Source organism: Streptomyces fradiae ATCC 10745 = DSM 40063, from assembly GCF_008704425.1.
GTDB lineage: Bacteria > Actinomycetota > Actinomycetes > Streptomycetales > Streptomycetaceae > Streptomyces > Streptomyces fradiae.
This window is the reverse complement of record NZ_CP023696.1, coordinates 3,094,724-3,113,695: the sequence shown is the minus strand read 5'-3', so window position 1 is coordinate 3,113,695 and position 18,972 is coordinate 3,094,724. Positions and strand designations below refer to the sequence as shown.

Annotated in this window: 22 protein-coding genes; 15 read left to right on the top strand and 7 right to left on the bottom strand. The window is 74.9% G+C overall.

All coding sequences use genetic code 11. The annotated features are described in order from the left end of the window. Window positions 1-75: 75 nt before the first annotated feature. The 3 genes from CP974_RS13770 to CP974_RS29610 are packed head-to-tail and all read right to left on the bottom strand — an operon-like array spanning window position 76 to window position 2,132. Window positions 76-1,104: a LacI family DNA-binding transcriptional regulator gene (locus CP974_RS13770; protein WP_150485809.1), complete on the bottom strand. Its 1,029-nt coding sequence runs from the start codon at window positions 1,102-1,104 to the stop codon at window positions 76-78. Between the two features lie 51 nt (window positions 1,105-1,155). Continuing rightward, window positions 1,156-1,980: a response regulator transcription factor gene (locus tag CP974_RS13765; protein WP_078915581.1), complete on the bottom strand. Its 825-nt coding sequence runs from the start codon at window positions 1,978-1,980 to the stop codon at window positions 1,156-1,158. Next, window positions 1,977-2,132, bottom strand: coding sequence for a hypothetical protein (locus CP974_RS29610; RefSeq protein WP_158935954.1), 156 nt, complete (start codon window positions 2,130-2,132; stop codon window positions 1,977-1,979). The genes CP974_RS13765 and CP974_RS29610 overlap by 4 nt, the downstream gene beginning before the upstream one ends. A gap of 255 nt (window positions 2,133-2,387) precedes the next feature. On the opposite strand from CP974_RS29610, the gene CP974_RS13760 reads away from it, so the two are divergent. The 7 genes from CP974_RS13760 (at window position 2,388) to CP974_RS13730 (ending at window position 8,339) form a co-directional block, all read left to right on the top strand. Continuing rightward, the gene (locus CP974_RS13760) at window positions 2,388-3,269 is read left to right on the top strand and encodes an alpha/beta hydrolase (protein WP_078915582.1); all 882 of its coding nucleotides are present in this window, start codon (window positions 2,388-2,390) and stop codon (window positions 3,267-3,269) included. A 77-nt stretch (window positions 3,270-3,346) separates the two neighbouring features. After that, the gene (locus tag CP974_RS13755) at window positions 3,347-3,601 is read left to right on the top strand and encodes a MoaD/ThiS family protein (RefSeq protein WP_031131351.1); all 255 of its coding nucleotides are present in this window, start codon (window positions 3,347-3,349) and stop codon (window positions 3,599-3,601) included. A gap of 10 nt (window positions 3,602-3,611) precedes the next feature. Next, window positions 3,612-5,324, top strand: coding sequence for a hypothetical protein (locus tag CP974_RS13750; protein ID WP_031131353.1), 1,713 nt, complete (start codon window positions 3,612-3,614; stop codon window positions 5,322-5,324). 234 nt (window positions 5,325-5,558) lie between these two features. Continuing rightward, window positions 5,559-6,248: an LmeA family phospholipid-binding protein gene (locus CP974_RS13745; RefSeq protein ID WP_031131355.1), complete on the top strand. Its 690-nt coding sequence runs from the start codon at window positions 5,559-5,561 to the stop codon at window positions 6,246-6,248. A gap of 413 nt (window positions 6,249-6,661) precedes the next feature. Beyond that, window positions 6,662-7,507, top strand: coding sequence for a sulfurtransferase (locus CP974_RS13740; RefSeq protein ID WP_031131357.1), 846 nt, complete (start codon window positions 6,662-6,664; stop codon window positions 7,505-7,507). A 36-nt stretch (window positions 7,508-7,543) separates the two neighbouring features. Then, on the top strand, window positions 7,544-7,831 hold the full coding sequence (locus CP974_RS13735; RefSeq protein ID WP_031131359.1) for a DUF1416 domain-containing protein: 288 nt from the start codon (window positions 7,544-7,546) through the stop codon (window positions 7,829-7,831). Window positions 7,832-8,072: 241 nt separating this feature from the next. Then, entirely contained in the window at window positions 8,073-8,339 is a 267-nt protein-coding gene (locus tag CP974_RS13730) for a DUF3099 domain-containing protein (protein ID WP_031131361.1), read from the top strand. Window positions 8,340-8,375: 36 nt separating this feature from the next. Here CP974_RS13730 and CP974_RS13725 read toward each other — a convergent pair whose 3' ends face one another. Beyond that, entirely contained in the window at window positions 8,376-8,738 is a 363-nt protein-coding gene (locus tag CP974_RS13725) for a DsrE family protein (protein WP_031131363.1), read from the bottom strand. Window positions 8,739-8,848: 110 nt separating this feature from the next. Here CP974_RS13725 and CP974_RS30230 point away from each other — a divergent pair, with 110 nt between their 5' ends. The 6 genes from CP974_RS30230 (at window position 8,849) to ygfZ (ending at window position 13,993) form a co-directional block, all read left to right on the top strand. Then, window positions 8,849-9,922: a hypothetical protein gene (locus CP974_RS30230; RefSeq protein ID WP_223844373.1), complete on the top strand. Its 1,074-nt coding sequence runs from the start codon at window positions 8,849-8,851 to the stop codon at window positions 9,920-9,922. Beyond that, window positions 9,919-10,710 (top strand): hypothetical protein, encoded by a 792-nt coding sequence (locus CP974_RS13715; RefSeq protein WP_031131368.1) that lies wholly within the window; start codon window positions 9,919-9,921, stop codon window positions 10,708-10,710. Before CP974_RS30230 ends, CP974_RS13715 begins: the two co-directional genes overlap by 4 nt. Further along, complete coding sequence (locus tag CP974_RS13710; RefSeq protein WP_031131370.1) at window positions 10,707-11,537, top strand: hypothetical protein; 831 nt, start codon at window positions 10,707-10,709, stop codon at window positions 11,535-11,537. Before CP974_RS13715 ends, CP974_RS13710 begins: the two co-directional genes overlap by 4 nt. Window positions 11,538-11,825: 288 nt before the next feature. Next, window positions 11,826-12,398 carry a heme-binding beta-barrel domain-containing protein gene (locus CP974_RS13700; RefSeq protein ID WP_031131371.1) on the top strand — a complete coding sequence of 191 codons (573 nt, stop codon included), beginning with the start codon at window positions 11,826-11,828 and terminating at the stop codon, window positions 12,396-12,398. Between the two features lie 151 nt (window positions 12,399-12,549). Continuing rightward, window positions 12,550-12,999, top strand: coding sequence for a Fur family transcriptional regulator (locus tag CP974_RS13695; protein WP_031131373.1), 450 nt, complete (start codon window positions 12,550-12,552; stop codon window positions 12,997-12,999). Window positions 13,000-13,009: 10 nt separating this feature from the next. Beyond that, the gene (ygfZ, locus tag CP974_RS13690; RefSeq protein ID WP_031131375.1) at window positions 13,010-13,993 is read left to right on the top strand and encodes a CAF17-like 4Fe-4S cluster assembly/insertion protein YgfZ; all 984 of its coding nucleotides are present in this window, start codon (window positions 13,010-13,012) and stop codon (window positions 13,991-13,993) included. A gap of 146 nt (window positions 13,994-14,139) precedes the next feature. Here the strand turns inward: ygfZ and dtd are convergent, their stop codons facing one another. Continuing rightward, the gene (gene dtd / locus CP974_RS13685) at window positions 14,140-14,565 is read right to left on the bottom strand and encodes a D-aminoacyl-tRNA deacylase (RefSeq protein ID WP_031131377.1); all 426 of its coding nucleotides are present in this window, start codon (window positions 14,563-14,565) and stop codon (window positions 14,140-14,142) included. 115 nt (window positions 14,566-14,680) lie between these two features. Between dtd and CP974_RS13680 the strand changes: the two genes are divergently transcribed. Both CP974_RS13680 and CP974_RS13675 read left to right on the top strand, forming a co-directional pair. Next, window positions 14,681-15,358: an RsiG family protein gene (locus tag CP974_RS13680; RefSeq protein WP_031131379.1), complete on the top strand. Its 678-nt coding sequence runs from the start codon at window positions 14,681-14,683 to the stop codon at window positions 15,356-15,358. An 86-nt stretch (window positions 15,359-15,444) separates the two neighbouring features. Beyond that, window positions 15,445-16,719, top strand: coding sequence for a GNAT family N-acetyltransferase (locus CP974_RS13675; RefSeq protein WP_051839362.1), 1,275 nt, complete (start codon window positions 15,445-15,447; stop codon window positions 16,717-16,719). A gap of 24 nt (window positions 16,720-16,743) precedes the next feature. Here CP974_RS13675 and CP974_RS13670 read toward each other — a convergent pair whose 3' ends face one another. Together CP974_RS13670 and CP974_RS13665 are read right to left on the bottom strand one after the other, a co-directional pair. Further along, window positions 16,744-17,496 (bottom strand): ABC transporter permease, encoded by a 753-nt coding sequence (locus CP974_RS13670; RefSeq protein WP_031131382.1) that lies wholly within the window; start codon window positions 17,494-17,496, stop codon window positions 16,744-16,746. Continuing rightward, on the bottom strand, window positions 17,489-18,694 hold the full coding sequence (locus tag CP974_RS13665; RefSeq protein ID WP_051839364.1) for an ABC transporter ATP-binding protein: 1,206 nt from the start codon (window positions 18,692-18,694) through the stop codon (window positions 17,489-17,491). The genes CP974_RS13670 and CP974_RS13665 overlap by 8 nt, the downstream gene beginning before the upstream one ends. Window positions 18,695-18,972: the final 278 nt, after the last annotated feature.

Genomic DNA, 18,972 nt, shown 5'->3' with positions numbered 1-18,972 from the left:
GAGGGGCCAACGGCCGACAGGTGCTTCTCGCGTGCCCGGGGCGCCGAGCGCCGGCGCGCGGCCGGCGCGGCGGGACTACGCGCCGTCGCAGCCGCAGCTGCGGCGGACCACCAGCGCCGACGGGAACGACTTCACCCGGTCCTGGCGCGACGCCGACACCTTCAGCCCGTCGTCGAGGAGCAGGTCCACCGCCGCGCGGGCCATCGCCGGGCGGTCCGACGAGACGGTCGTCAGCGGCGGGTCGGTCAGCCCGGCCTCCTTCACGTCGTCGAAGCCGGCCACCGCCAGGTCCCCCGGCGCGTCGAGCCGAAGCTCCCGCGCCGCGCGCAGCACGCCGATCGCCTGGTCGTCCGTGGTGCAGAAGATCGCGGGCGGCCGGTCGGGGCCGGCGAGGATCTTCAGCGCGGTCTCGTACGCGTCGTACCGGTTGTACTCCGCCTGGTACAGCCGTCCCTCGACGGAGCGGCCCGCCTCGCGCATCGCGCGGCGCCAGCCCTCGATGTGGTCGGCCACCGGGTCGCCGACCGCGGGGGTGGCCGCCGTGCCGCCGAGGCAGGCGACGTACGGGTGGCCGTGCTCCAGGAGGTGGCGGGTGGCGAGCTGGGCGCCGCCGATGTCGTCCGTCACGACCGCCACGTCGTCCAGCGCCTCGGGCCGCTCGTGGAGCAGCACCACGCGCGCGTCCCACGCCTCGATCTCCTGGGCGGCGACCTCGCTCATGCCCTGGCTGACGAGGATCAGGCCGGCCACGCGCATTCCGAGGAACGCGCGCAGATAGTGGATCTCGCGTTCGTCGCGGTAGTCCGAATTGCCGACGAGGACCATTTTCCCCCGGTCGGCGGCGGCCCTCTCCACGGCGTGCGCCATCTCGGCGAAGAACGGCTGCCGCGCGTCCGGGACGATCATGCCTATGAGGTCCGTGCGCCGCGACGCCATCGCCTGGGCCACCCGGTCGGGCCGGTAGCCCAGCTCCTTGATGGCGGCGAGGACACGCTCGCGCGTGGCCGGGGCGACCGGCCGGGGTCCGTTGTTGATGACGTAGCTCACGACCGCGGTGGAAGTACCCGCCAGTCGTGCCACGTCGTCCCGCGTCACCTTGGCCACGCGCGGCAGTCTACGCGGGGTGACCCGCCTCTGGGCAGGTCGTGCGGCGGCCTACCGGGGATCTTTCCCGTCCGCCATCCGGAGGACTTCGGGCGTGTCCTGCCCGCCGCCCGCCGCCGCGTGTGCCCGCGCCTCCGTACGCCCCCCCGTGCGCGACCCCGGGCGGGTGCCCGGCGACCGCGCCTCCTCGGCGGCGCGCTCCACCTTCTCGGGCGCCACGAACCGGTACCCGACGTTCCGCACGGTGCCGATCAGCGACTCGTGCTCGGGCCCCAGCTTGGCGCGCAGCCGCCGCACGTGGACGTCGACCGTGCGGGTGCCGCCGAAGTAGTCGTACCCCCACACCTCCTGGAGGAGCTGCGCCCGCGTGAAGACCCGGCCCGGATGCTGCGCGAGGTACTTGAGCAGCTCGAACTCCTTGAAGGTGAGGTCCAGCACCCGGCCCTTCAGCTTCGCGCTGTACGTCGCCTCGTCCACCGACAGGTCGCCGTTGCGGATCTCCGTCGGCAGGTCCTCGGCCGACATCTGCCGGCGGCCCATCGCGAGCCGCAGCCGCGCCTCCACCTCCGCCGGTCCGGCCGTGTCGAGGAGTACGTCGTCGACGCCCCAGTCGGCCGTGACGGCGGCGAGACCGCCCTCGGTGACGACGAGGAGGAGCGGGCAGCCGGGGCCAGTGGAGCGCAGGAGCTGGCACAGCGAGCGCACCTGCGGCAGGTCGCGGCGGCCGTCCACGAGGATCACGTCGGCGCCGGGGGTGTCCACGAGGGCGGGGCCCTCGGCGGGGGCCACCCGCACGTTGTGCAGCAGCAGCCCGAGTGCCGGGAGCACCTCGGCCGACGGCTGGAGGGCGTTCGTCAGCAGCAGCAGAGAACTCATCGTGTCCCACCCGCCCGGGTCGTCGTCGCGGTGGCCGTCGCCCCGGTGGCCGGCGTTCCGCCGCCGGCCTCGCCGCCGGTCTTCGTCCTGCTGGTCCTGCTGGTCCTGCTCGTCCTGCTCGTCGTCCGGTCGTGCACGGTCGGCTCGCCCATCACGTCGGTTCCTCCTCGGTCCGTGCGAGGACTTGCGGCACTGTGTCGTTCGGGTACTGCGGGTCCTGCGGGTCCTGCGTGTCCATGTCGGGTACTGCGGTCGTGCGGGTCCTGCGTCGTGCGGGTCCTGCGGGTCCTGCCGGTTCTGCGGTCCTGCTGAGAGCCTTTGTTCACCCGTCCGTAACAGAGGCGGGAAAACACAAAAGGATCCGGGGGCTGCTTCGCCCGGATCCTCTGCCAGCCACAATAACCCACATGAGATCCGGGACAGAGGGCTCATTTCACAGTGTGGATGTCTCCTCGCTCACGTACGGCCCTCTGGGTGAAACCTTGCGTATGTCTTTGCGGACTGATGACGGAGTCCTCCTGGAGGCGCGCCACGACCCCTGCGCCGCCGGCCCGACGGACACGGCGATCGTCGTCGCGCACGGTTTCACCGGGTCGGTGGACCGCCCGGCGCTGCGCCGCGCGGTGGCCGTCCTGGCCCGGCACGCGGCGGTCGTGACCTTCTCCTTCCGGGGCCACGGCCGCTCCGGAGGGCGCTCCACGGTCGGCGACCGCGAGGTGCTGGACCTGGCGGCGGCGGTGGGCCGGGCGAGGGACCTCGGGTACGCGCGCGTGGCGACCGCCGGCTTCTCCATGGGCGGCTCCGTGGTGCTGCGGCACGCGGCGCTGTACGGGGAGCGCGGGGAGCACGTGGCGCGCGAGGGGCGCGAGGGGCGCGAGGGGCGCGAGGGGCGTACGGACGCCGTCGCCGCGGTGAGCGCCCCGGCGCGCTGGTACTACCGGGGCACGCCCCCGATGCGGCGGGTGCACTGGCTGATCACCCGCCCCGCCGGGCGGCTGGTGGGGCGGTACGGGCTCGGCACCCGTATCCACGACCGCGACTGGGACCCCGTACCGCTGCCGCCGGTGGCGGCGGTGCCGATGATCGCGCCCACGCCGCTGCTCGTGGTCCACGGGGACCGCGACCCGTACTTCCCGGTCGACCACCCGCGGGCGCTGGCCGCCGCGTCGGGCGGGCACGCCGAGCTGTGGCTGGAGCCGGGCATGGGGCACGCCGAGAACGCCGCGGGGGAGGAACTGCTCACCCGGATCGCCCGCTGGCTGACCGGAGCGGCGCGGGGCGGCGGCTGAGCGGCGGGCGGCGGGCCGGGGGACCGGGGGGCGCCGGGGCGTGGCCCATCATGGAACCCTGACGAAAGGAGCCCTCCATGGCAGCGGGAACGATCCGCTACTGGGCCGCGGCCAAGGCCGCCGCCGGTACGGCCGAGGAGCCGTACGCCGCGGAGACCCTCGCGGAGGCGCTGGCCGCCGTGCGCGAGCGGCATCCGGGGGAGCTGGTCCGCGTGCTGCGGAGGTGCTCGTTCCTGGTGGACGGCGACCCCGTCGGGGCGCGCGGACATGAGACGGTACGGCTGGCGGAGGGCGGCACCGTCGAGGTGCTCCCGCCGTTCGCAGGAGGGTGAGCCGCACAGCATGAGCAGCGATCAGCACAACCCGTACGACCCGTCGTACGGCGGGCCGCACGACGGGCCCCACGGCGGTGCCGGGGCCGACGGCGGGCCGCACGGCGGGGCCGGGTCGTACGACGCGGGCGTCGCCCAGACCTGGCAGGGCCAGACCTGGGACACCCACTACCAGCCGGCCGTCCGGGACGAGCCGCCGCGCGCGGCGGAGGAGACGGCGTACCTGCCACCGGTGACCGGCCAGTCCGGCCACCCGGTGCCGCCGGGAACCCCGCCGGGCGCTCCGGCGGGCGCGCAGGCGCCGGGGTACGACGCGCCGACCGCCTACCTGCCGCCGGTGACCGGCCACGGGCCGGCGCCCGCGGGCCCCCCGTCGTACGGCGGCGCGGCGACCGGCCACCACGCGTACGGCCCCGGCCCGGCGACCGGCCAGGGCGCGTACGGCTCCGGCCCGGCGACCGGCCAGGGCGCGTACGGCTCCGGCCCGGCGACCGGCGCGGGCGCCCAGGCACCCGGGTACGGGCAGCCCCCGGCGTCCGGCACGTACGGCGGCGCCCCGGAGCACCTTGGCCACGCGGCGCCCGGCACGTACGCGCAGGCCCCCGGCCACGCGGCCCCGGCCCCGTACGGCCAGACCCCTTACACACAGGCCCCCTACACGCAGGCCCCGCACGGCCAGGCCCCCGTCGCCCCGCACGGCCAGGTCCCCGCCGCCCCGTACGGCCAGGCCCCGGGCGCTCAGGCCCCCGGCTCCCCGTACGCCCCCGCCGCTTCGGACACCCCGTACGCGCCCGCCCCCGGCCACGCGGGCCAGGACGTCCCGTACGCCCCCGCCGCCCACCCGTCCGGCACCGCACACGCGGCCGCCCCCACGCCCGCGAGCCCCGCCACCACCGCGACCTCCCCCGCGGACCCGCCCGCGCACGAGCCGGAGTACAGCGCGCCCACCACCCTCGGCAATACCCGGATCACCGACGCGCAGCGCGCCCGCGCCGAGGGGCGGTCGCCGATCATCGACCCGGGCATCCAGCCCGCCGGGCTCACCGCGCTGCTCGGCGTCCTCCTCGCCGGGGGCGCCGCCCTGGGCCCGTACGCGTTGCTGGTCCCGCTGGTGCTGCTCCAGGCGGTCACCGCCGCCGGATGGTTCCGGCTCAACGGCATGTGGCCCGCCCGCCAGGGCATCGCGCTGGCCTTCCTCGGCGGCGTCGTCGCCGACGCGGCCCTGCTCGCCGCCGGGCGGGAGCACGCGCCCGCCGCGATCCTGGGCACCCTCGGCGTGTGGGTCCTGCTGGTCCTCGTCCTCCAGCTGCGCAGCCACGCGGCGCCGGAGGAGCGGATGTACGGGCTGATGGCGACCGTGGTGTCGTCGGCGCTGGCCGTCGTGGCCGCCGGTTTCCCGGCCGCCGAGCCGGACGCGGTCGTGGTGGGCGCCCTCGGCGTCGCCGCCGCGACGGTCGTCCGCGCGCTGCCGCTGCCCGGCCCGGTCTCGCTGGTGGGCGCCCTGCTCGCCGCAGCGGGCGCGGGCGCGGTGGCCGGGGCGGTGACCGGCCTGGGCGTGACGGGGGCCGTGCTGGGCCTCGCGGCCGGGGTGTGCGCGGTGATCGGGCTGCGGGTGGCGGCGTACGACTACCCGTCGCGGTTCGTGCACATGACGGCGGGCGTCGCGCTGCCGCTGGCCGTCGCCGCGCCGGTCGTGTACGTGCTGGGCCGCGCGCTGGCCTGACCGGCCGGCCGCTCGCCCCCGGCCGCTCGCCCCCGGTCGCTCGCCCGCCGGCCGCTCGCCCCCGGCCGGGCCACCGGTCACGGGTCCACCGGTCCATGAGGAGACCGGCCACCGGCGGGCCCGTGCCGGGTGTGACCTGTGAGACGCCGGGGAACCATCAGCCAGGCCCCGTACGTCGATCTTCACGTCGGCGCGGGGGGCCGGGCACCAACTGGGCGGGGGATTCACCGAACCATGCGAGCACTGCGCACACTGCTGATCATCGCCGTCGTCCTCGGCGGTCTCTTCACCGTCGTGGACCGGCTGGCGGTCGCCGCCGCCGAGTCCGAGGCCGCCGACCGGATCCGGGCCGGGCAGGGCCTGGCCGGCACGCCGGACGTGTCGATCCGGGGGTTCCCCTTCCTGACGCAGGTCCTCGGCGAGGAGCTGGACCAGGTGGACGTGGCCATGACCGGCGTCGAGGCGACGGCGGGCGGCCGCACGGTCCGCGTGGGCGAGCTCGAGGCGCGGCTGCGCGGCGTGCGGCTGGAGAACGGCTACTCGCGGGCCGTCGCCGCCTCCGCGACCGGCACGGCCCGCATCTCGTACGAGGAGCTGAGCAAGGCGTCGGACAAGGACGTCGCGCTCGGCTACGGCGGCGACGGCAAGCTGAAGGTCACCGGCAGCGTCGAGGTGCTGGGCCGCACCCTGACGCGGAGCGTGCTGTCCACGGTGAGCGTCGTCGACGGCGACACGCTGCGGGTGCGCGCCGACGAGGTGCCCGGCGAGGGCATCCCGGGCATCGAGGAGCTGGTGCGGCAGCGCACGGACTTCGACCGCGAGGTCAAGGGCTTCCCGGCCGGGCTGGGCATCGAACGCGTGGACGCCACGCCCGACGGCCTCCAGATCACGGTGACCGGCCGGAACCTGGTCCTGGCCGGCTGACCGGACCACATCGCGAGACGCGGACGTCCACCCCCTAGACGAACTGCGGGAACACCCCGGACGGGCCGCGCCCGGACCGGCGCGCGGGGCGGTCGTATCCCGCCATTCGGATGTTCCTGTCTCACTATCCGACACGCCGGTGACACGGCCGCCGGTCCGTCCCTACGATCGGACCATGATGAAGCGACAGGCGGACCTCACGAAGCGGCGGGCAGTAGACCTGTGCCGCGTCGCCGCCATGCTCTGTCGCACTGTCTGAGCGGGGCCCTCGCACCCCGCGTCTTCCGGCCCTTCCGCACCGAGGGGCCTTCCCCGCGCCGTGGCCGCCCCGCACCCCCGTACGCGTAGAGCGCCCGGCGCACGTGCCGCACCCGCATCATCCCGCCGCAGACTGCCCCGGAGGAGAAGACAGCATGAGCCGCAGCGACGTCCTGGTAGACGCCGACTGGGTCGAGGCCCACCTCGACGACCCGAAGGTCGTCCTCGTCGAGGTCGACGAGGACACCTCCGCGTACGACAAGAACCACATCCGCAACGCCGTCCGGATCGACTGGAAGAAGGACCTCCAGGACCCGGTCCGCCGCGACTTCGTGGACCAGGAGGGCTTCGAGAAGCTCCTCTCGGCGAAGGGCATCGCCAACGACGACACGGTCGTCCTCTACGGCGGCAACAACAACTGGTTCGCCGCGTACGCCTACTGGTACTTCAAGCTGTACGGCCACGAGAGCGTGAAGCTCCTCGACGGCGGCCGCAAGAAGTGGGAGCTGGACTCCCGCGACCTGGTGGACGGCTCCGAGGTCCCGAACCGCCCGGCCACCGCGTACAAGGCCAAGGCCCTGGACACCTCGATCCGCGCCTTCCGCGACGACGTCGTGGCCGCCATCGGCAGCCAGAACATCGTCGACGTCCGCTCGCCCGACGAGTTCAGCGGCAAGCTGCTCGCCCCGGCGCACCTCCCGCAGGAGCAGTCGCAGCGCCCCGGCCACGTGCCGAGCGCCCGCAACATCCCGTGGTCGAAGAACGCCAACGACGACGGCACCTTCAAGTCGGACGACGAGCTGAAGGCGCTCTACGCCGACGAGCAGGTGGACCTGGCGAAGGACACCATCGCCTACTGCCGCATCGGCGAGCGCTCCGCGCTGACCTGGTTCGTCCTGCACGAGCTGCTGGGCCAGGAGAACGTCAAGAACTACGACGGTTCGTGGACCGAGTACGGCTCCCTCGTCGGCGTGCCGATCGAGCTCGGCCCCGCCAAGTAACCCTCCCCACCAGCGACGCTTAAGGACAGGTACGACATGTGTGGAGCCCAGGTCGGCGGCCCCGACGCCTCCGCGATCAAGCCCGGTGAGACCACGATCCAGGGTCAGGTCACCCGTGACGGCGAGCCCGTGACCGGCTACGTGCGGCTGCTCGACTCGACCGGCGAGTTCACCGCCGAGGTCCCGACGTCCGCGACCGGCCAGTTCCGGTTCTACGCGGCCGAGGGCACCTGGACCGTCCGCGCCCTGGTGCCGGGCGGCACGGCGGACCGGCAGGTCGTCGTGGAGACCGGTGGTCTCGCGGAGGTCGCCATCGCCGTCTGACACGGCGGTACACGAACGGCCGAAGGGCCGCGCCTCCTGGGGGTTGGACGCTTTCCGGGACTTGAGGTGCGGCCCTTCGGTCTTGCCGTGCCGTGCCGCCTGGCCTGCCGCGTGGCGTGCGGGTCCGGCAGCGGGGCGGGGCCCGTCTCCGGGCGGTACCGCCGCCGCGCGCGCCGGGCGGGCGGCGGGAGGCCCCGCCGCCCGGCGGGACGGACGCGCCGGAGGCTCCTACCCTGAAGGTGTGTACGCACGGCGTAGGCGCACCTATTTCGTGCTGATGGGCACCTGTCTGACCCTGTTCGTCAGCGCCTGGGCCTTCGTACGGCTGTGGTCCGTGGAGGCCGCGGCGGGGATGGCCTTCGCGGCGATGCTGCTGCCGCCGCTCGCCTCCTGGGCGGCGAACCGGCGGGGCCCGGACGACCGCTGGTGGGACGACCCCTCCGGGGACCCGCAGTCCGACGAGTGGTGGGCCGAGCTGGACGGGAAGAAGAAGCCGGGCCCGCCGTAGACCGCGCCCGCGACCCGGCCCCTGGCAGCGGGCCGCTCAGTACACGAGCGCCTGGACGCCGTCCTCCATGATCTCGCTCAGGAAGACCTGGGCGCCCGCGATCCGCACGCCCTCGATCAGGTCCGCCTCCGTGATCTCCCGGCGGGCCGCGCACTGCGTGCACAGCGTGATCCGGCCGGCCGACTGCACCGACGCGATCAGATCGGGAAGCGGCGCGGCGTGCGGCAGCTCGAACCCGGCCGCCTTCCCCGGCACCGCGAACCACGAGGACTCCCCGGTCAGCCACAGCGACACCTCGACGCCGCTGGCCGCGGCGACCGCCGCCACCGTGAACGCCTGCGAGCACCGCTCGGGAGCGTCGGCCCCGGCGGTCACCTTGATCACGAGCTTTTTCGCCATGTGCCGAACTGTAATGCGGGTGCGTACAACCCCGCCGTGCCTGTACATGTCAGTGAGTCGTACACCTGATCCGATTCGATCACGCTCAGGTCTCGTGGGGGGACCCTCTCTTGAACACCGCAGACAGCACGGACGCCGCCGGAAGACCGGGCGCCGCCGCCGAGGAACCGGGCGCCGCGGAGGAACCGGGCGCCGCCGAAGCCCCGGAGGCCGCCGGCGCCCCGGCCACCGCCCAGGACGCGCCGACCGCCACGGCCCCGGCCCCGGACGCCATCCCGTCCCCGGCCTCGGACGCCCCGGACGTCGCTCCGGAGGCGCCGAAGGACCACGCGCCGAAGAACCCGGACACCCGGGACGCGCCGAAGGCCCCGGACGCCGCTCCGGGCGCCGCCCCGGCCCCGGCCACGGACGCCGCCACCGCCCCGGACGCCGCCGCGAGCGCGGAGCTCCCGCCCGCCCAGGGCGCGCCCCGCCCCGCCCGCCGATGGGGCCGCACGGTCCTGCTGATCGCCGCCGCGGCGGTCATCGGCGTCAGCGCCGGCACGGCGGTCGGCTACCGGATCCAGGCCGACCGCCCGCCGACCCCGCTCCCGCCCCTGAACCAGCCCGGCCTCGCCTACCCGGCCGCGCCGCTCCCCAAGGGCGAGGAGCCGCACCCGCTCACGGCCGCCGAGGACCGCCGCGTCAAGACGGACGGCGACCTCCGCAAGCTGCTGGCGCCCGCTCCCAAGGGCGTGGACGCGAGGGACGAGCTGGGGGGTCTTCCGGTGTACGCCGTGACCTTCGAATCGAAGGCACGCATGTTCAGCGCGCTCGCGGAGGAGGAGTTCCGCCGTGTCGCGATCAGGCACTGGAGGGAAGGGGATCGGAAGACCCACGTCCGTCTGGTCCAGTTCCATCCGGGCTACACCAACGCCGCCGCCGACCACGCGGAGGGCCAGCGCTCCTACATGACCGGCGACGGGCACGCGGGCAACGACGGCGCCGTCCTCAAGGGGACAGCCGAGGGCCGCTACTACGTCTACGACAAGCCGAACCGCAAGCCCGGCTACCTGCCCCTCTACCGGGCCAGGGCGGTGTTCCACCGCGGCGACATCATGACCGACATCTGGATCTACGACTCGAAGCCCATACCCGCGAGCGCCATCCGCACCCTCGCCGAACGACAGCTGGAGCGCCTGTGACCACCAGGGAACCCGAGCCCCGTTCCCGCGCACGGCGGCTGGTCGGCGTCGTCCTCCCCGTCGTGCTGGCGCTCGGTACGGCGGGCGGCGGCCTCGTCTACGTGCAGCGGACCGCGGACGAGGCGGACCGCACCGTGCCGACCTCCCTCTGGTCGAGGAACCTGCCGAAGCCGGGCAAGGACCCGGCGGGAGACGCGGCCGTACGGGGCCGGTCCTCCACGCCGATGAGCAGGCTGCTGCTGCCCGTCCCGGAGGGCTACCGGCTCGGCCCGGACATCGACGGACACGGCAACGACAGCGAGGTCGGCGCCAAGGAGGCCACGCAGCGGATGAAGGACCTCGGGCGCGGCCTCGCGGGCAAGGACCGCCGCGACTTCGAGAAGCGGGTCGAGAAGCTGGGGCTGGGCGGCCTGGCCCATCGTTCGTACCTCGCCGACAGCGACGAGCTGGTCCTGGAAGTGCAGGTCATGCGTCTGAAGGACCGGAAGTACCTGCGCGGCTTCCACGAGCTCGACCGCGGACTCGTCGAGTGGATGGACCTGAAGAAGGGGCCGAAGATCAAGGGACACCCCGAGGCCGTGTGCCACATGTTCCCGCCCTACATCGACCTCGACGCGGACGGGGCGGAGGAGGAGAGCGGGCTCGACGGCATGCGGTGCACGGCGTACACCGGCGACACGTCCGTCGTCATCGGCGCCGTCGCCACGGACCCCCTCGACACGTCGGAGGTGGCCGACTTCGTGAAGCAGCAGCTCGACCACATCGCCTCCCCGGGGGAGTACGTATGACCGAGAACACGGCCCCGGTCGCCGAGCCGACGGAGGACGGGAGCACCGCCGGCGCGGCGGCCGCCCGGCGCGGGCGTCTGCGGCGGATCGGGTTCGCGGTGGGGCGGTGGGCCGCCGCCGTCGCGGTCTGCGCGGGCGCCGCGACCGGCGTCGCGTACGGTCTCGCGGGGATGGAGCGGCACGACGTGCCGGGTCTCGCCACCGAGCCGGACGGACGCTGGGAGTACCCCCGGCTCTCCCTGCCCGCCCTCCCCGTCGACGTCCCCCGCCCGTACAGCGACGGCAACTACGGCCAGCTCCACCACGCCGACCTGCGGAGACTGCTCCTCCCCGCCCCGGGCGGCGCCACGGCGGACAAGGAGCTGACCGGCGGCTGGGTGCCCGTCGACCGGTACCTCGCCGAGTACGAGGAGGGCGAGCGCGCCAAGCTGCGCCAGGCACTGACCGACCACGGCGTGCGCCATGTCGCCGCGCGCGGCTGGACCATGCCGGACGGCACGTCGACCCGGATCTACCTGCTCCAGTTCGATTCGACGGCGTTCACCCGCGCCTACCAGGACTGGGACCTGTCCTTCGGTGGGGCCGCGGGCACGCCCCTCATGGGCGCGCCCGACCTGGAGAGCGATCCGGACTGGGTCCTGCCCGACCAGGCGGACACGTCGTCGTACGTGTTCCGGGAGAAGGCCCCGTACGGGGCCGAGCAGACCCGGCAGGCGTACATCGTCGCCGGCGACACCCTCGGGCTGGTCGTGCAGTCCAGGAAGGGCACGTCCGCGCCGGTGCCGTTCCACCAGACCGTCGTCCTCCAGAAGCAGCTCCTCGGCTGAGCGGGGCGCCCGGAAGCCCTCCCGGCGGCCCCGGTGGCGGGCGCCCCGGCGCCGCTGCCGCGCACCTCGCAGGAAGGGGCCGGGGCCCACCCATTAGGCTGGGACCCGGCCCCTATACCGAACCGCCCGCCATCCGAGGAGCACCCCGTGCTTGAGGCTTTCTTCTCCGCCCTGCTGGTCCTGGTCTGCGTCGGCGTCCTCGCCTTCGCCGGGCTCACCGTGAAGAAGCTGTACCAGGGCCAGCGCTGACCCCCCGCACCCGCACAGATCGCCAGGCAGCCTGACATCATGATCCAGATCCCGTCCGACCTGCACCCGGACCTCGTCCCGCTCGCGTTCCTGCTCGGCACGTGGGAGGGCGCGGGCGTCTCCGACTTCCCCGGCGCCGAGAAGTGCAACTTCGGCCAGTCCGTGACGTTCGCCCACGACGGCCGGGACTTCATCGAGTACACCTCCCGCACCTGGGTCCTGGACGCGGAGGGCAACAAGGTCCGCCCGCTGGAGAGCGAGAGCGGCTACTGGCGCGTCGACAAGGACCGCAAGGTCGAGGTCGTCATGGTCCGCGACCAGGGCATCGTCGAGGTGTGGTACGGCGAGCTCGCCGAGAAGAAGCCGCAGATCGACCTGGCGACCGACGCCGTCGCCCGCACCGCCGCGTCCGGCCCCTACAGCGGGGGCAAGCGGCTGTACGGGTACGTCAAGAGCGACCTGATGTGGGTCGGCGAGAAGGCCACCCCCGAGGTGCCGCTCCGCCCGTACATGTCGGCGCACCTGAAGAAGGTCGTCACGCCGGAGGAGGTCGAGGCCATGGCCAAGAGCCTCGGCGACCTGCCGGACGACGGCATCGCCTTCTTCAAGTAGGTCGCCCCCTGCGTGTGACCGCCCCCTGCCCGTGACCGCCTCCCGCGCGGGACCGCCCGCGGCGCACGGGCGGTCCGGGCGGTCCGGGCGGTCCGGGAGGTTCGCGCCGAACACTCCGGCGGGGCCGCCCGGTGCTCCTACACTGGAGCGCGTGGTGAGCACCGACTGGCAGAGCGACCTTCGGCAGCGCGGTTACCGGCTGACGCCCCAGCGCCAGCTCGTCCTGGAGGCGGTGGACGCGCTGGAACACGCCACGCCCGACGACATCCTGACCGAGGTGCGCAGAACCGCCTCCGGGATCAACATCTCCACCGTCTACCGGACGCTGGAGCTCCTGGAGGAGCTGGGCCTGGTCAGCCACGCCCACCTCGGCCACGGGGCGCCCACGTACCACCTCGCCGACCGCCACCACCACCTGCACCTGGTGTGCCGGGACTGCGGCGACGTCATCGAGGCGGACGTGGCGGTCGCCGCCGAGTTCACCCGCAAGCTCCTCGACTCGTTCGGCTTCGACACCGACATGAAGCACTTCGCGATCTACGGACGGTGCCGCGCCTGCACCGACAAGGCGCGGGCGAAGGCGCCGGAGGGCGGGTCGTAGGCTGGACGCCATGCAGCGACCTTCACCGACCAGCCCCCTGCTGTCCCAGCCCGGCGCGGTCCCCGCCGAGGGGCGCGACGAGGGTGTCGCCGCGCACTACGGCGACCCGTTCCGCGAGCAGCGCGCCCTCGAAGGCGGCAGCGGCCTCGTGGACCTCTCGCACCGGGGCGTCGTCACCGTCACCGGCGACGACCGGCTGACCTGGCTCCACCTGCTGCTCACCCAGCACGTCAGCGAGCTGCCGCCGGGCCGCGCCGCGGACGCCCTGATCCTCTCCGCCAACGGCCACATCGAGCACGCCCTGTACCTGGTGGACGACGGCACCACCGTGTGGGCGCACGTCGAGCCCGGCACGCGCGAGGCGCTCCTCGCGTACCTGGAGTCGATGCGGTTCTTCTACCGGGTCGAGGTCGCCGACCGCACGGACGAGTACGCGGTCGTGCACCTGCCGGCCGGTTCGATCGCCGAGGTCCCGGACGGCGCGGTCGTACGGGAGACCCCGCACGGCCGCGAGCTGTTCCTGCCGCGCGCCGACCTGGAGGCGTACGCGGCCTCGCACGGCCCGCTCGCCGGGATCCTCGCGTACGAGGCGCTGCGCGTGGAGGCGCACCGGCCGCGGCTGGGCTTCGAGACCGACCACCGCACCATCCCGCACGAGATCGGCCTCATCGGGCAGGCCGTCCACCTCCAGAAGGGCTGCTACCGGGGACAGGAGACCGTCGCCCGCGTCCACAACCTGGGCAAGCCGCCGCGCCGCCTGGTCTTCCTGCACCTGGACGGCAGCGAGGTCCACCTGCCGCCGCACGGCGCGCCCGTCCGGCTCGCGGCGGACGGCCCGGAGGGGCGGCAGCTCGGCTTCGTCACCACGGCGGTGCGCCACCACGAGCTCGGGCCGATCGCCCTGGCGCTGGTGAAGCGGAACGTCCCGGTCGACGCGCCCCTCGTCGTGGGCACGGGCACGGCCGCCGCCCAGGAGACGGTCGTCGAGCCGTAGGGCGCCCGCACAGAGCCGGGGCCGGGTGGGTACGAAGCCGGGCCGGTACGGAGCCGGGGCCGCTACGGGGCCGGTACGGAGCCGGGGTCGGTACGGGGCCGGGGCCCCGGCTCTCCGTCTCCGGCGCCTCTCAGGGCCCCGGCACCTCAGACCTCGACCAGCACCGTGAACGGCCCGTGGTTGGTGAGGGAGACCCGCATCTCCGCGCCGAAGCGGCCCGTCGCCACGGTCGCGCCCGCCTCCCGCAGCCGCGCCACGACCTCGTCCACCAGCGGCTCCGCCACGGGGCCGGGCGCCGCCGCGTTCCACGTGGGCCTGCGCCCCTTGCGGGCGTCCCCGTACAGGGTGAACTGCGAGATCACCAGCAGCGGCGCGTTCACGTCCGAGCAGGACTTCTCGCCGTCCAGCATCCGCAGGCTCCACAGCTTCCGCGCGAGCTGCGCCGCCTTCTCCGGGGTGTCGTCGTGCGTGACGCCGACGAGGACGCACAGCCCCTCGCCGACGATCTCCCCGACCGTCTCCCCGGCGACCTCGACCCGCGCCCCGTCGACCCTCTGTACCACTGCTCGCATGGTCCCCAACTTACCGAGGGCCGAACGGGTGCACACGACTGCGCGGGCCATGCCGGAGTGGCACCATGCCTGTCAGGCGGTGCTCCTGAAGCACCGGTCGAGGGGACGGAACACCATGAGCACATCTGGCGCCGGGCACCAGCCCGGCCCCGTATCGACCACCTGTGCCGGCCCGGCGCGCGAGCGGTCCCGTCCGCCGGCGCAGCGGTCCGCCGCCGCCGGGGAGGGTGCGCCGGGGAAGGCGGTGGCGGGCACGACACGGGGCGTCGGGTTCGCCGCGCTGGAGGCCGTACGGCCTCCGGAGGAGTCCGTGTCGCCCGACCTGCGGGCGCTCCGTCTCGGCGAGCTCCGCGCGCTGCGGCGGGACTCGCACACCGACGAGGCCGACCTCAGCTATGTGCGGCGGCTGCTGCAGGGCCGCATCGACATCCTGCGGGCGGAGCTGGCCCGGCGGTCGGCGCCCGAGGTGCCGGTCATGCACCGGCTGTCGGAGATCCTCGCGGACGCGCCGTCGGGCCGCCGCCCCAGCTCGGCGCGGCACGTGACGCTGTCCACGCCGCGCGGCGAGGAGTACCGGCTGCTCGCGGCGGAGATGCTCGCCGAGGTGGAGCTGTCGGACCTCGCGGCCCGTACGGAGGGCGAGCTGCGCGAGGCGATGGGCCGGTTGGCCGGGTACGAGCAGCTCGTCTCGCGGCGCCGCCAGGAGCTGCAGCGCACGGCGGACGCCTGCGGCGCGGAGATCGCCCGCCGGTACCGGGAGGGCGAGGCACAGGTGGACGACCTGCTGGCCTGAGACCGGGCCCGGAGGTCCGACGGCGTGGGGGCGGGCGGGGGGAAACCCCGATGCGGGCCGGACGGGCGGCGCTCTAGCGTGGCGCCATGACGCCCGACTCCCCGTTCCCCTCCCCCGGCGGCCTCGCCGTGCGCACCCTCGACGAGGGCGACGTGCCCGGCTGGATCCGCGCCCTGCACACCGGTTTCGTGCGCCCGCCGACACCCACCCCGGAGGAGGTCGCGGTCCGGCTGCCGCACTACGACCTCTCCCGGATGCGCGGGGCGTTCGACGAGGGGCGGTGCGTGGCGACGTTCCGGTCGTTCGCGCAGGAGGTGACCGCGGTCGGCGGCGCCCCGGTGGCGGCGACCGCCGTCACGAACGTCTCCGTGTCGCCCACGCACCGCCGCCGGGGCCTGCTGAGCCGGCTGATGGCGGCGGAGTTCGCCGACGCCCGCGAGCGCGGCGACGTGCTGGCGACGCTGATCGCCGCCGAGTACCCGATCTACGGACGGTACGGCTACGGCCCCGCGACCTGGCTCACCCGCTGGAAGGTGGACCTGCGCCGCGCCGGACTGGACCCGAACTGGTCCGGGCCGCAGGACGGCGGCCGGGTGGACCTCGTGGACGGCGACGTCCTGCGGAAGGTCGGCCCCGAGGTGTACGACCGGGCGCGCGCCCTGCGGCACGGCATGGTGAGCCGCTGCGCGCGCGACTGGGAGCGCCGCACCGGCTGGAACCCGGTGCCGGGAGAGCCCTGGACGGAGCCGTTCCACGCCACGTACCGCTCCGCCGCCGGCGAGGTCGAGGGGTACGTCACCTACGCCGCCGACGACGCGTGGGACGACGGCAAGCAGCCGCTGCTCACCCTGACGGTGCGGGACCTGGTCGCCGCCACCCCGGCGGCCGAGCGGGCACTGTGGCGGTACGTGTGCGCGATCGACTGGGTGACCTTCGTCAGGAGCGGCAACCGCGCCCCGGACGACCTGCTGCCGTCGCTGCTGCCGGACCCGAGGGCCGCGCGGGTGGAGACCCAGGCGGACATGATGTGGGTGCGCGTCCTCGACGTCGTACGGGCCCTGGAGGCGCGCGCGTACGACGCGTCCGGCGCGCTGGTGCTGGACGTGCGGGACGCGACGGGCCTGGCCGGCGGCCGGTACCGGCTGGACGCCTCGCCGGAGGGCGCCGCCTGCGCGCCCACCTCGCTCGCGGCCGACCTGGTCCTGGACGTGGGCGACCTGGGGGCGCTGTACCTGGGCGACGGCTCCGTGACCCGGCTCGTGGCGCTGGGCCGGGCGGAGGAGGCCGTGCCGGGCGCCGCGGCGCGGGCCGACCTGCTGCTGCGCACCCCGCGCCGGGCGTGGTGCCCGGACATCTTCTAGCCCCGGCCGGTACGTCGGCGCCGGTCACCTCGTCCGGGCGCGGAACAGCGCGCCCGACAGGCCGACGGCCACCGCGAGCAGCCCGCCGCACCACGCCAGCGCGATCCACGGGGCGTCGCCCACCGGCTGGTCGAGGAGCAGGCCCCGCAGCGACTCGATGACCGGCGTGACCGGCTGGTGCTCCGCGAAGCCGTGCAGCCACCGCGGCATGGTGTCGATCGGCACGAAGGCGCTGCTCGGGTAGGGCAGGAACATCATGAAGAAGGTGAAGCCGCTCGCCGCCTCCGGGGTGCGCGCCAGCAGCCCGGCCGCCGCCGACAGCCACGACACGGCCAGCACGAACGCGGCCAGCAGCCCCAGCGCCGCCGCCCACCCGGCGGGGCCGGCCTGCGGGCGGAAGCCGATCAGGAACGCGACCGCGACGACGAGGGCCGTCGACAGGACGTTGCGCAGCAGGCTCGCCCCGACGTGCCCGGCGAGGATCGGCGTCGCCCCCACGTCCAGCGAGCGGAACCGGTCCACGATCCCGGCCCTCATGTCCTCGCTGACCCGCACGGCGGTGGTGGACGCGCCGAAGCCGGCACACAGCAGCAGGACGCCGGGCACCACGTACGTCACGTACGAGGTGCGGGTGCCGGTGTCGATGGCGCCGCCGAAGAAGTAGACGAACACCAGCATCAGCATGACCGGCAGCACCATGGCGGTGATGAGCGCGTCGGGGTTGCGGCGGCTGAGCCGGACGCCCCGGCCGACGAGGGTGAGGGCGGCGTCAGACACGGCGGGACTCCTTCGGGGAGACGGGGGCGGGGTGGGTGGCGGACGCGGACGCGGGGGTGGACGCGGGGGTGGGCCCGGCGCCGGGAGTGGGGGCTGCGGGGGCGCCCGTGAGGGCGAGGAAGACGTCGTCGAGGGTCGCGGTGCGCACCGCGAAGCGGGCGATGTCCGTGCCGTGCGGGTCGAGCGCGTCGAGCAGCGCCCGGACCTGCGGGGCGGTGCCGTCGGTGGGCAGCCCGAGCGTGAGGCCCTCGGGGGAGCGGTACGGGGACGCGTCCGCCGATGCGGTGGGCGCGGTGGGCGGGGTGGGCCCGGTGGGCGCGGTCCAGGCCGCCGAGCCGCCGCCGGCGGGGGCGGTACCGGGGGCGGTACCGGGGCCGGCGAGCGTCGTGCCGCGGGTCACCGCCTCCGCCCCCGCCGCCAGGCGGTCGTACGCGGCGCCGTCCGCGGCCACCACCTCCAGGCGGTGCCCGGCCACGCGGGACTTGAGCGCGTCGGCCGTGCCCTCGGCGACGACCCGCCCCCCGTCCATGACGGCCACGCGGTCGGCGAGCTGGTCCGCCTCCTCCAGGTACTGGGTGGTGAGGAAGACCGCCGCGCCGCCCGCCGCCAGGTCCCGTACGACCTCCCACAACTCCTGGCGGCTGCGCGGGTCCAGGCCGGTCGTCGGCTCGTCCAGGAAGACCACCTCGGGTTCTCCCACGAGCCCGGCGGCCAGGTCGAGGCGGCGGCGCATCCCGCCCGAGTAGGAGCCGGCGAGCCGGTCGCCGGCGTGCGCGAGGCCGAACCGCTCCAGCAGCTCGGCCGCGCGGCGGCGCGCGGCGCGCCGGGGGAGCCCGGCCAGCCGCGCGGTCATGCGCAGGTTCTCGGCGCCGGTCTGGTGGTCGTCCACGGCGGCGTACTGCCCGGTCAGGCTGATCGCCCGGCGTACGCGGGAGCGTTCGGCGACCACGTCGTACCCGGCGACCCGCGCGCTGCCGCCGTCCGGCGGGGTGAGCGTGGCCAGGACGCGGACGGTGGTGGTCTTGCCCGCGCCGTTCGGGCCGAGCAGGGCGAAGACGGAGCCGCGCGGCACGCGCAGGTCGAGGCCGTCCAGGACGCGGACGTTCCGGTACGACTTGCGGAGTCCGACGGCCTCGACGGCGGTGCCGGTGGGGGCGTGTGTGGTGGCTCGGGTCGGGGGGTGGGCGGTGGTTCCCATGGCGGCTCCTGCGGGGTCGGTGGTGGTTGGGGGGGCGGTGCTGGTCGGGGTGGCGGTGGTGGCCGGGGTGGTGGCCGGGGTGGGCGGGGTGGGCGTGAGGGACGGGGGGGCCGGGGGGCGGAGGGGCGGTGGCTCGTGAGGGGCGGGGCGCCGCGGTGGCCGCGGCCGGCGCATGGCGGGCCTGGCCGGGGACGGGTGCGGCCCGTCGCCCCCCGTACTGCGTATGCCATACGCGTTACTGCGTAAGCCTTACGCATTACTAGGATGGACGTCAAGCG